Consider the following 12,300-nt stretch of genomic DNA (forward strand, 5'->3'; position numbering starts at 1 on the left):
GCCGGACGGCGAAGTAACGCCACGATGCCTGGGAGGTGGTGCAAACCGGACTAGTTGACGGACCCTAGCACCGCGATCGACCCTCCGTGGTTCTGTGTACGTTATGTGATTTTCCTATTACGAAAAGTGTGCGATACGTGCTGGTGGCCGATCCGCGCTGTCGGCCGGACCGTCGGGCGGGTGCAGGGCCGCCACGGGTGTCGATCGCATTCTGTGTATCGGTGATACCGACGGCGCCGTGAACGAAGGCCCCGGTGCCTAGCGATGGCGACCACGGCGTGCGCGGCCACGTCCCGGGTGGTCGCCTACCGGCCGCGGCGGATCCGGCGCCACGGGTTCGGGGCCGGGCGGGTCCGCCGCCGGCACGCCGAGATCCGGAACGGTGTGATCGGGCACGGTGCAGTCGGGCAGACTGAGATCTGGAACGGTGCGATCGGGAACCGTGAGATCAGGCACGGTGAGATCGGGAAGCGTCGGGTTTCCGGCCGGCGATCGTGCGCCCCGCGGCCGGCCCCGCGGATCATGCCACCCGACCGGGACGTCGGCGCGCTGGTCGGGGGCGACCCCGACCGGGCCGGGATCGGCCATGGCCGCCACGGCGTACCCGTCGTGGCCGGTCGGTGGCAGGGGCCCGCCGGTCGGGTGCGGGGCGCCTGCCGGGTATGGGGTTGCTGGCGGGTGCGGCGTGGCCGTTGGGCGCGGTACGGCCGGTGGGACAGGGAAGTCCGGTGTGGCCGGTGGTGCCAGGAGGTCTGGTGGGGCCGGCGGGCCCGCCGGGGCGGCGGCCGACGCAGTCCGCACCTGCCGCTCGCGGGCGTACGCCCTGGCCTGGCGCAGGGCACGGGCCTGCAGGATCAGCGTCAGCCCGACGGCTGCGGCCGCGAGGGCGAAACCGAGCGCTCCAGGCATCTCGATCAGCCCCAGCGCTCCGCCGAGGACCCAGCCGAGCTGCAGCGCTGTCTCCGAGCGGGCGAAGGCGGAGCCGCGGGTGTCCTCCACGATGTCGCGCTGGATGATCGCGTCCAGGGCGAGCTTGGCCATTGAGCCGGCGGTCATCGCCGCCAGCGCCGCCACCAGCGAAGTCAGCCGGGTGTAGGTCACCGCGGCCAGCAGGCAGCCGCTGGTCGGCAGCAGCAGGCTCAGCACCAGGATGCCCTCCGGGCGGCGGCGGCCGAGCCGGCCACCGATCAGCACGCCGATGCCGCTACCGACACCGGCGGTCGCCGCCAGGGCGCCGAGCCAGAGGTTGTTGCCGCCGTTCGTTCGCAGCAGGAAAGCCAGATAAAAGGTGAGAAAGCCCACCAGGCCGCGCAACACGAGCGTCGCCCGCAGCGCTACCGGAAGAGCACCGAGCACCGCCACGACCCGGTTCCGCAGGCTGCCTCGGCGGCGCGGACCGGTCAGCTCGCGCAGCGTCCGCTCGCCGGCGGCGGAGTCGACATGACCGGGCAGGTTGAAGGCGAGCAGAACGCCGGCCATGTAGACCAGTGCGCAGACCCGTAGAACCCACGGATAGCCGACGAATGGGATGTTGGCCAAGCCAAGGCCCAGCGGGGCGACGATCGCGCCGGCCACGATGTTGACCAGTGAGATCCGCGAGTTGACTTTCACCAGGGTCAGTTCCGACGGCGTGACGCGCGGAACAACAGCGCTGCGAGCGACACCGAAGGCCCGGGAGAGCACGAGAAGACCCAGCGCGAGCGGGTAGACGGCGAGACCGTCGAGGGCACCGGCGAGCTGCCAGGCCAGCAGACAGCGCCCCAGGCAGATGGCCGCGAGCGCGGTGCGCCGGCCGTAGGCGACCCGGTCCAGCAGCGGACCCACGATCGGCGCCAGCAGGGCGAACGGAACCATGGTGATCAACAGGTACAGCGCGACCTTGGAACGGGCCTCACCGGTCGGTACCGCGAAGAACAACGATCCGGCCAGTGCGACTGTGACAAGCGCATCACCGGCCGCGTTGACGAACGACAGCTCGGTCAACGAGGAGAGCCCGGACTGTTGCGCGCCGTCGCGGCGAATGGTCGCACGCAGGCGGTTCACTCCCTGGGTGAGCGTGCTTCCGAACTTCACCCTGACGAGTCTGCTCGCCGTCACCGCCCGAGACCACGACCACATCGGGCGGGGCGGCAGTCGGTGAGTGAGAATACGTGCGTGGAAACACTCGACGTTCGCTCCGAGTCGGCTGGGACTCGTGCATCTCGGGCCCCGTCGTCAGGCGCCGACGGGCCGGCAGCCGACACCGCGGCGGATCACAGTGAGGCCACTGGGCCGGCTGCATCGGGCTCGATGGATTCGACCGGCTCGACGGACTCGGCACCGACGCGGCCCACGCGCCGCCGGTCGCCCCGTCGTGCCCGTGCGGCGTCTGACGCGGCCGGCACCGAGCCGGCTGTCGAGCCGGCCGCAGGCGTTACCGCCGCGGCTGTGGAGGCCGAGCCGGCCGAGAAGCCCAAACGGGCCGAGAAGCCCAAACGGGCCGAGAAGCCCAAACCGGCCGTGAAAGCCAAACCGGCTGAGAAGCCCAAAACCGAAGCCGCCGCGAAGGGCGAGCCGGCCGTGAAGGCCGAATCCCCGGCGGCCGTGGAGTCCGGAGCGGCCGGTGAGGCTGTGGCGGCCGGTGAGACTGTGGCGGTCGGCGACGCGGGCGCGGAGGCGGCGCCGCCGCAGCCACGGGCCGGTCGGGCGTCCCGCACCGCCCGGGAGCTGGCGCCCGATGCTGTGTGCGCCACGGCGGTCGACCTCGCGCGCGCCGCGGCCGAGGAAGAGGCCGGCGACGCGGGCGCGGTCGGCGAGCACCTCGGGGTCGAGGCGGAGGCGGAGCGGCTGGTGCTGCACCGGTTCGCGTGCCTCTCGCCGGCCTACGCGGGCTGGGCCTGGACGGTCGCCGTCGCGCGCGCCTCCAGGATCCGCAAGCCGACCGTCAACGACGTCGTGCTGATGCCCGGCGAGGGCGCGCTGCTCGCACCGGCCTGGGTTCCCTGGTCAGAGCGTCTGCGGCCGGGAGATGTCGGCGTGGGCGACCTGCTGCCGACCGCGGTGGACGACGCCCGTCTCACCCTGCGGGCCGGCGACGCCCTTGAGCTGGACGACGCCGACGTCTGGATGGAACTGGGGCTCGGCCGCCCGCGGATCCTGTCGCCGGCGGGCCGTGAGGACACGGCACAGCGCTGGTACGGGGGCGAGGCGGGCCCGGAGGCCTCCATCGCCAAGGTCGCGCCGGCGTCCTGCCTGACCTGTGGTTTCCATGTCCGCCTGGCCGGCGTGCTGGGCCGGATGTTCGGTGTCTGTGCCAACGAGTTCGCGCCCGACGACGGCCGCGTGACGGCGATCGACCACGGCTGCGGCGCGCACTCGGAGGCCCTGGTGGCGCCGTCGGCCCATCCCGAGCCGGTGCCGTTCGACGAGGACCCCTCGGATCTGGTGCCGACGGACATCGAGCTCGTCGGCGTGGCCGCGCATGCCCCGGGGTCGGTGCCGGACAGCACGAGGACACCTGGCGCCGACTCCGCGGACCCCGAGCCGTACGGGCACTCCTGACACCGGACCGCCCCGCGCATGACCGCTGACGTCTGACCAGATCGCCTGACCGCTCGGCCGGCCCGGGTCACCCGGCGCCGGCCACGGGTGACCCGGGCCAGCACCGGGCGCGCCAGGCACACCGGCCAGCAGACGTCGTCAGGCGTCCGCCGTCAGGCGTGCGTCGTCAGGCGTGCGTCGTCAGGAGGTGCTGCCGAACAGGCGAGGCAGCGTCCCCTCGTGTGCCGTCCGCAGCTCGTCCAGCGCAATGCCGAACTGGCCGGCGACCTCGAGGTCGGCTGCCGCCGTCACGGCGCCGATCGGCCGCCACGGCAGACCATGTGAGGCGCACAGGGCCGCGAGCCGATCCAGGTCGCCGCCGGCGACGGTCACCACCGCGCGCCCGGCTGACTCGCTGAACAGCTCGACGAACGGGTCGGCGTCCGCGGGGAGCTCGAGGCGCGCACCGTGCCCGCCTCGCAGGCAGGACTCGACCAGGGCCTGCGCCAACCCGCCCTCGGAGAGGTCGTGCGCCGCGGTGAGCACGCCGTCGCGCCCGCCGGCGACGAGCACCTCGGCGAGTGCCTTCTCCTGGGCCAGGTCGACGGCCGGTGGCGTGCCGCCGAGATGTCCGTGGGTGACCCAGGCCCACTCGGAGCCGCCGAGCTCGTCCCGTGTCTCACCCAGCAGGACGACGGTGTCGCCCGCGCCGGTGAAGGCCATGGCGGTGCGGCGGCCCACGTCCGGCAGCAGCCCGAGCACGCCGACGACCGGGGTCGGATGGATCGGAGTCGCCCCGGTCTGGTTGTAGAAGGAGACGTTGCCGCCGGTGACCGGCAGGCCCAGACGCCGGCACGCCTCGGCGAGGCCCGCGCAGGCCTGGGCGAACTGCCACATGACCTCCGGGTCCTCGGGCGAGCCGAAGTTCAGGCAGTTGGTCACCGCGATCGGCTCGGCGCCGACGGCGGCGACGTTGCGGCACGCCTCGGCGAGGGCGAGCTGGGCGCCGGCGAACGGGTCCAGCCGGGCATAGCGGCCGTTGCCGTCGGTGGCCAGCGCGATGCCGAGCCCGGAGGCTGACAGCCGCAGCACACCGGCGTCCTCGGGCTGGGCCAGCACCGTGTTGGCCTGCACATACCGGTCGTACTGCTCGGTCACCCAGGCCCGTGAGCACAGGTTCGGCGAGGCGACCATCCGCAGCAGCGTCTCCCGCAGCTCGGCACCTGTTCCGGGACGTACCAGGGCAGTCGGTGCGTCCGCGTGCAGCAGGTCCAGATCGGCCGGGCGCCGCAGCGGGCGCTCGTAGACGGGCCCGTCGTCGGCCAGCGAGCCGGGCGGGACGTCCACCACGACCTCGCCGTGCCAGCGGACGATGAGGCGGCCGCTGTCGGTCACCGTGCCGATCCGGGTGGCGTGCACGCCCCAGCGCTCGGCCAGCGCCAGCACCTCGGGCAGCACGTCGGGGGTGACGACGGCCAGCATCCGCTCCTGCGACTCGCTGGCCAGCACCTCATGGGCCTCCATCGACGCCTCGCGCAGCGGGACGAGGTCGAGGTCGACGTCCATGCCGCCGGGCTGGCCGGTCGCGATGCCGGCGGCCGTCGTCTCGGTGAGCGCGCAGGTGAGGCCGGCGCCGCCGAGGTCCTGGATGCCGACGACCAGCCCGCGGTCGAAGAGCTCCAGGCAGCACTCGATGAGGATCTTCTCGATGAACGGGTCGCCGACCTGCACCGACGGGCGCCGGGCCGGGCCGCCTTCCGCGTCGAACGTCGCCGATGCCAGGACGGACACCCCGCCGATGCCGTCCCGGCCCGTCTTCGCGCCGAGCAGGACCACGGCGTTGCCTACGCCGGTGGCCGCGGAGGTCTGCACCCGGCCGACCGGCATGACGCCCACGCACAGCGCGTTGACCAGCGGGTTACCCGCGTAGACCGGGTCGAAGACGACCTCGCCGCCGATGTTCGGCAGGCCCAGGCAGTTGCCGTAGCCACCGATTCCGGCGACCACACCGGGCAGCACCCGGGAGGTGTCGGGGGCGTCCGCGGCACCGAAGCGGAGCGGGTCGAGGACGCCGATCGGCCGGGCCCCCATGGTCAGGATGTCGCGGACGATGCCACCGACACCGGTGGCCGCTCCCTGGTAGGGCTCCACGAAGCTGGGATGGTTGTGTGACTCGACCTTGAAGGTGACGGCCAGGCCTTCGCCGACGTCCACGACACCCGCGTTCTCGCCCATCCCGACCAGGAGCCGGTCGGTGGCCGGGGTGTCCCGGAACTGGCGCAGATGCACCTTGGAGGACTTGTAGGAGCAGTGCTCGCTCCACATCACCGAATACATGGCCAGTTCGGCGTCGGTCGGGACCCGGCCGAGGGTCGCGACGATCCGTTCGTACTCGTCGTCGGTGAGGCCGAGCTCGCGGTAGGGCTGGCTGGTGGTGGGGGCGGAGGGTGTTCCGGTCACCGCCCCATCCTGGCGGATCCGCGGGCGCAGGGTGTCGGCGACGCCCGGGCCGTCCGCCTCCGTGCGCAGGGGTCAGCCCTCGAGCAGGCCCTTGTCGGCGAGGTAGTCGCGGGCGACGTCCTCGGTCTTCTGCTGCTCGGCGTCCACCTTCTTGTTGAGCTCAGCCAGATCCGCCGTGGTGAGCACCGGTGCCAGCGCGTTCAGCGCGGACGTTATCTGCGGGGTGAGTGAGGCGGAGTTCACAACGGGCACCAGGTTGTCGGCGTTCTGGAGCTTCTTGTCATCCGTGAGCACGACCAGGCCGTAGTCGGTGACGGTCGCGTCGGTGGTGAGCACCAGCCCGAGCTGCGCTTCGTCGTCCCGAACGGCGGCCTTGGTCTGCCTGGTCGCGACCCCGGTCTCGAGGATTCCGCTGATCTCGATGCCGTACACCTTCTCCAGGCCGGGCGCGCAGAACGGGCGGTTCACGCATTCGGCGCCGGCCGCGAGCTCGACGGCGAGCCCGCTCGCCCCGAGGTCGGACAGCGTCCTCAGGTTGTGCTCGTCGGCGAACGACCGGCTCACCGCGAAGGCGTTCTGGTCGACGGCGTCGGCCGGTTCGAGGACGCTCAGCCCCCGCGCCGCCGCGAGCGTGCGGAGCCTGGCCAGTGCGGCGTCCAGATCGGACGCCGTGCCGGGCTGGAGATCGCCGCCGTTGCCCTGGGAGCTGAGGAGGTTGGCATAGGTGGCGACATACTGCGGCATCGCGTCGATCTCGCCGCTCTCGAGCGCGGACTGGCCGTCCTCCGTGGTCGACAGCGAGGTCCGTTCGACCTGGTAGCCGGCCTGGTCGAGCAGTTCGCCGTACATGTCGGCGAGGATCGTGCTCTCGGTGAACCCGGCGTCCGCGACCGTGAGCGAGCCGAGGTCACCGCCTTCGGGCTCCCCACCGCCACCGCAGGCGGCGACCGCCGCCAGAGTCACGGCGAGCAGCGTCGCCGCCACCGAGCCCCGCAGTGCCGAGCCCCGCCTCGCTCCGCCTCGCCTCGCCGAGCTCCTTCTCATCAAGGTCAGAGCGCCGCGCGAAGCAGGTCACCCAGCACGGAGGTGAACATCCGCAGCCCGTCCGTGCCGGGCCCGGTCAGCTCCTCCACCGCATGCTCCGGATGCGGCATCAGGCCGACCACCCGCCGGTTCTCGCTGCACACCCCGGCGATGTCGTCGACCGACCCGTTGGGGTTCCCACCCACATAGCGGACGACCACCCGATCCTGCGCGGTCAGCTCGGCCAGGGTCGACGCGTCGACCACGTACCGGCCCTCCCCGTGCTTGACCGGGATGAGGATCTCCTCGCCGGCGGTGTAGGCGCTGGTCCAGGCGGTGCTGCTGGTCTCGACGCGAAGCCGCTGGTCCCGGCAGATGAAGTGCAGCCCCGAGTTGCGGGTCAGCGCGCCGGGCAGCAGCCCGGCCTCGCACAGGACCTGGAAGCCGTTGCAGATCCCGAGCACCGGCAGACCGTTGCGCGCCGCCGCGACGACCGCGCCGACGACGGGGGAGAACCGGGCGATCGCCCCCGCGCGCAGATAGTCGCCGTAGGAGAAGCCACCGGGAAGGACAACGGCGTCGACGCCGCGCAGATCGCTGTCGCCGTGCCAGAGCGGGATCGGGTCGGCGCCTGCGAGCCGGACGGCCGCGGCGGCGTCCCGGTCGTCCAGCGAACCGGGAAAGGTCACCACGCCGACCCTGGGCGCCCCTGGCGTGCCTGCGTCGCCCAGCGGAACTTCCGGCATCTTGTCCCCACCACCGTCTTCGCCCGTGACCTCGATCCGAGGCGTAACCGGCCTCAACCTACCGGCCTGCCACGGGATGAACCATGATCTGAGCCTTTTCCATCGTCGACTCGGACCTGTGGCCATCGTCGACTCGGACCTGTGGCGTCCCCCGAGCAGGGGCGAAATCACCCCGGAGGGGGCCGATCAGGGGTCCCCGCCAGCACGAGCCCGGATGAGCTGCGCGCCGGGGGAGCGGTCATTCCAGGTCAGAACCTTCTCCAGATGCACCCTGGTGCCCTGGTGTGGTCCCTCGACGGCGTCGAACCGGACCCGGTCCATGAGCGCGCGCATCAGGAGAATCCCGCGGCCGCCTTCCGAAAGGTGCTCGGCCGCGCCGTCGCCGTCGCCCTCACCCTCACCCTCGCCGTCGCTGCTGTCGCTGTCGGCCGGGCCGTCGCCGTTGGGGCTCGCTCCGCCGCCTTCGAGGGCCTTGGCCACATCGAAACCGCCGCCGTGGTCGACGACCTCGATCACGGCGAGCCCGTTGTCCACACCGACGCGGACCTCGTAGTCGTCGTCCGCGGTCGCGTGCGCGAGCACGTTCGCGCAGGCCTCGGTCAACGCGAGCTCGACATCGGCGATGCAGTCCGGCGAGACACCGAGCACGGTGAGCGCCTGCGCACAGATTCTCCGGACGATCGGAATGGAGATCTCGTCCCGGGGCAGCGACAGACCCAGCTTGATCTCCACGTCGCTCGGTGTACCCCCGGCGGTCCGTCAGCAACCAGCGACGACTGCGACGACGACCACATCGACGTCAACGACGACGAGCGCGCTGACGACGAGCGCGCTGACGACGAGCGCGCTGACGACGAGCGCGCCGGGGACGAGGATGTCAGGTCAGTGCGCTGATGATCGCCCGCGCGAGATCCGTCCCCGAGCGCCAGGCCGACTCCACCCGGGGTTCGCCCCAGCCGTCGCCGGCCAGGCCCACCCGGGCCGCGCCGAAGAAGTACGTCTCCTCCCGGGGTGCGGCCGGGCGGGCGAACGTCCAGCGCTGCACGTAGGTCCAGTCGGGTTCGGCCGGTATGCCGAGCAGCCGCCGCAACGCCTCGGTGAGCGCCGGCGCGGCCGCCGGTGGGTCAGTGAGCCGGCCGGCGGCGAACTGGGCGGTCGAGTGCGCGACCAGCACGGGCGCGTTGTCGCCGCGGCGGCGTCCGTCGTCGGCGATCCACTCGATGGTCGGATCCCGGTGGACGAAGGCGCCGTCGATCGGTGACCACCGCCGGGTGGACCAGCCGGCGAGCAGGGCGAGAACCGGCGTCCAGGCCCGTCCGAGCAGGGCGGCGCGTTCGGCGGGTAGCTCGGGAGCGAGATGGCGCAGGGCCTGTGGGTCGGGCATCGCCAGGACGACGGCGTCCACCGGCTCGCCGTCCACCATCGGCCCCGGCTCCACCGTGGTGACCGGGGACGAGTGCGACACTCGGACCCCACCGCGGGCGGCCAGGTCGGCCACCAGGGAACGAATGCCGCGAGGGGCCGCGTACCGCAGCGGGCCCGGCACCGCGGCGGAGATCGTGCGGGACGGGCCGTCGATCACGGGGAATCGCGTCGTCCAGGGCCGAACGAGGCCGCGGGTGAGCCAGTCGTCGACGATCTCCAGGAAGTCGGGGCCGCGGGCGGTGAAGTACGACGCGCCGGAGTCGACGATCCGGCCGTCGATCCACCGGGACGCCATCCGGCCGCCGACCACCCGGCCGCGGTCACGTACCTCGACCTCGATGCCGTGGGCCCGAAGCTCCCGCGCACAGGCGATCCCCGCGATCCCACCACCTGCGACGACGACTTTTGACACGTTCCAACCGTCCTGGGTAGATCTTCCTCTCCGAAGCGACCCGAAGCTGGTGTGGAGCGGGCGGGCCGCGACGTCATCGTGCCCCGACCGGCAGCCGCGGGACGTCCCCGGCGGGCGCTTGGGTGCCGATCGGAGGGAAAACACCCGTACGGAAGGGGGGAACCCCGCGTGCCGGGTGACGACGACGCGGCCGGCGCCCCGTCGGACCGTGATCGGCCCGCCATCGACCCGTGATCGACCCGCGATCGGCATGCGGGCGGTGGCGCATGTCGGGAGGTGCCCCGACGCGCTGATGCCCTAGCCTTACCGCCTAGCCCTGTCGCGTTCCACCGAGCCGCTCGCGGTCCGCGGAACCCGATCTTTGCTCATCTGCCCGCGCGGCGTCCGGCGCTGCGCGGGCCCGGCCGCGGAGGCTCCCCGATCGCCCGCCGTACGACGCCCAGCCGTCCCGAATCCCGTTCCGACCAGGTGCCGGCCGTCGGACCGCGCCAGCCCTGCCCGTGTGGCTCCGGCCGGCGGTACAAGGCGTGCCATGGCGAGCGGACCCGTCCGGCGCCGGTGCTGCGCCCGTTCCAGGGCCGGCAGGACGAGCCCGACCTGGTCGCGTTGCGGGAGTTCGTCCCCAGCGCGACCGCCCCGCTGACGCTGTCGGCGGAGCACCTCAACGCCCACCCCGATCATGCGGACCGGCGGATCATCCTGGGCACGCTGCTCCCGCAGGCCGCGCCCGCGGTGGTCCGTGACGACGGCGAGATCCTGCTCGCGATGCAGACCCTGGTCAGTGGTCTGGACCCGGCGGCCGATCTCGCCGGCGCGCTGCTCGCGGCCCTCGACGCGAAGCCCGGAACGGTGGTGGAGGGCCCGCCGGCCTCCGCGCTGGCGGCTGTGGAACAGCTGCCCGGGGGCCTCGCCGAGCTGCCCCGGCTCGCCGACCTGCTCGACCCGGCCCCGCTGGAGGTGACCGTCCACTCAGGTTTCACCTGGTGGATTCCCTCGTCGGAGGGGGCGGAGCCCAACGCGGAGGTCGCCGCGAGCCTGGACCGGGCCAACGCGACCGTCGTCCCGACCACACGGCTGGAGTCCGTGCCGGCGGCCTACTGGTGCAACCCGGGCGACCGGCTGCACCTGCGGTGGGCACTGCCGCTCGGCAGCGGTGGCGATGGGGATGGCGGCGGCGAGTCGTCGCGGGCGCTGTCATCCTCGCGTGATCTCACCGAGGAGGCGCTGCTCGACGCACTGGCCCGGCTGTCCGCCGCCGGCCAGCTCAGCGTTGGTGAAGGGTCACGTTTCGTGGGATCCTTCCGCGCGGACGGTCTGGTCGTGCCGGTCTGGGACCTGGCTCCCGGCGCGGACGCCGAATCCTGCGAGAAGCCCGCGGCAGCGCTCTGGGTGGCGCTGCGGGAGACCGTCGCCGACGCGCGCGCCCTCACGCCGCAGGAGCGGCGGGTCCGCGCCGGCGTGGTCGGGCGCACGCTCACCCTCCGCTAGGCCGGCGGTGGCGTTCTCGGAACCGCTCGGCGGGGAATCGCCGAGCGGCCTCTTCGACGTGGTCGTGCTGGGCGCCGGACCGGCGGGCACGACCGCCGCGCGGGCGGCCGCCGAGGCGGGCGCCCGCGTCTGCCTGCTCGAACGCATGGACGTCCCGCGTTACAAGACGTGCGGTGGTGGGCTCGTCGGCCTGTCGATGGACCACGCTCGGATCGACCTCGCCCCGCTGGTCCGCGCGCGGGTGGACGCGCTCACCATGACCCTGGACGGACACCGCACCTTCACCCGGCGCCGCCGTGACGGCCAGCCGCTGCTGTCGATGGTGATGCGTTCCGAGCTGGACGCGGCGCTGCTCGACGCGGCGAAGGCGGCCGGTGTCGAGGTCCGCACCGGCACGCACGTCACCGGCCTGCGTGAGGACGACACCGGGCCGGGGAGCCCCGCGGTGACGGTGCAGGTCCGCTCCGGACCGGCGATCCACGGGCGGGTCGTCGTCGGGGCGGACGGCACCTCCGGCCGGGCCGGCACCTTCGTCGGCGTCACCTGCGACCAGGTGGATGTCGGTCTCGAAGGCGAGTTCGAGGTGTCCGCCGCCGTGGCCGCCGAATGGTCCGGGCGCATGCTGCTCGACTGGGGGCCGGTACCGGGGTCGTACGGCTGGGTCTTCCCCAAAGGCCGGGTGCTCACGGTCGGCGTCATCGGCAGCCGGGACGAAGGCCCGGCGCTGCGCAGCTACTACCAGGCGTTCGTCGACCGGCTCGGCCTCACCGACGCGCCCAGGTTGCACGACTCCGGCCACCTCACCCGAGTGCGGTCCGAGAGCTCCCCGCTCCGGCGCGGCCGGGTGATCGTCGCCGGCGACGCCGCCGGCCTGCTCGATCCGTGGACGCGGGAGGGCATCTCCTTCGCACTCCGCTCCGGTCGGCTCGCCGGTACCAGCGCCGCCGCGGGCGCCGCCGGCGACCTGGGCGCGCTCGAGCGCTATCCGGCCCGGATCGGGGACGTCCTCGGCCCCGAGATCACCGCCGGCCGTTCGGTGCTGGCTGCCTTCGCCCGGCGTCCCGCGTTGATGCACGCGATGATGGTCGGCGTGCCCGGCACCTTCGGCCTGTTCAGCCGAATCGTCGAGGGCCGTTCCACCGTGGCGCGCCAGCTGCGTCGTCCCGGTGTGGCCGCCGCGGTGGCCGCGCTCGCGAGGTGACCGGGATGGTCGGGATGGCCGACACG

The 12,300-nt window shown here is 73.0% G+C and carries 9 protein-coding genes; 3 read left to right on the top strand and 6 right to left on the bottom strand.

Annotated features, from left to right (window positions below):
- Nucleotides 1–258: 258 nt before the first annotated feature.
- Complete coding sequence (locus tag ACG83_RS26280; protein WP_235498190.1) at nt 259–2,073, bottom strand: MFS transporter; 1,815 nt, start codon at nt 2,071–2,073, stop codon at nt 259–261.
- Between the two features lie 486 nt (nt 2,074–2,559).
- On the opposite strand from ACG83_RS26280, the gene ACG83_RS26285 reads away from it, so the two are divergent.
- Nucleotides 2,560–3,540 carry a DUF3027 domain-containing protein gene (locus tag ACG83_RS26285; protein WP_369812912.1) on the top strand — a complete coding sequence of 327 codons (981 nt, stop codon included), beginning with the start codon at nt 2,560–2,562 and terminating at the stop codon, nt 3,538–3,540.
- Nucleotides 3,541–3,720: 180 nt separating this feature from the next.
- Here ACG83_RS26285 and purL read toward each other — a convergent pair whose 3' ends face one another.
- The 5 genes from purL to ACG83_RS26310 form a co-directional block, all read right to left on the bottom strand.
- Nucleotides 3,721–5,979, bottom strand: coding sequence for a phosphoribosylformylglycinamidine synthase subunit PurL (gene purL, locus ACG83_RS26290; protein WP_054568913.1), 2,259 nt, complete (start codon nt 5,977–5,979; stop codon nt 3,721–3,723).
- Between the two features lie 72 nt (nt 5,980–6,051).
- A complete protein-coding gene (locus ACG83_RS26295; RefSeq protein ID WP_200931379.1) occupies nt 6,052–7,023 on the bottom strand; it encodes an ABC transporter substrate-binding protein in 972 nt (323 codons plus the stop codon).
- Between the two features lie 5 nt (nt 7,024–7,028).
- On the bottom strand, nt 7,029–7,748 hold the full coding sequence (gene purQ, locus ACG83_RS26300; protein ID WP_054568915.1) for a phosphoribosylformylglycinamidine synthase subunit PurQ: 720 nt from the start codon (nt 7,746–7,748) through the stop codon (nt 7,029–7,031).
- A gap of 186 nt (nt 7,749–7,934) precedes the next feature.
- A complete protein-coding gene (locus ACG83_RS26305; RefSeq protein WP_054568916.1) occupies nt 7,935–8,480 on the bottom strand; it encodes an ATP-binding protein in 546 nt (181 codons plus the stop codon).
- Nucleotides 8,481–8,625: 145 nt separating this feature from the next.
- Nucleotides 8,626–9,585, bottom strand: a complete 960-nt coding sequence (locus ACG83_RS26310; protein ID WP_054568917.1) for an NAD(P)/FAD-dependent oxidoreductase — start codon at nt 9,583–9,585, stop codon at nt 8,626–8,628.
- Between the two features lie 420 nt (nt 9,586–10,005).
- Between ACG83_RS26310 and ACG83_RS26315 the strand changes: the two genes are divergently transcribed.
- Both ACG83_RS26315 and ACG83_RS26320 read left to right on the top strand, forming a co-directional pair.
- The gene (locus tag ACG83_RS26315) at nt 10,006–11,073 is read left to right on the top strand and encodes a DUF5926 family protein (protein ID WP_369812923.1); all 1,068 of its coding nucleotides are present in this window, start codon (nt 10,006–10,008) and stop codon (nt 11,071–11,073) included.
- A gap of 7 nt (nt 11,074–11,080) precedes the next feature.
- Nucleotides 11,081–12,274: a geranylgeranyl reductase family protein gene (locus ACG83_RS26320; protein WP_054568919.1), complete on the top strand. Its 1,194-nt coding sequence runs from the start codon at nt 11,081–11,083 to the stop codon at nt 12,272–12,274.
- The last annotated feature ends 26 nt before the right edge of the window (nt 12,275–12,300 follow it).

Origin of the sequence: Frankia sp. R43, assembly GCF_001306465.1 — a bacterium.
Taxonomy (GTDB): domain Bacteria; phylum Actinomycetota; class Actinomycetes; order Frankiales; family Frankiaceae; genus Parafrankia; species Parafrankia irregularis.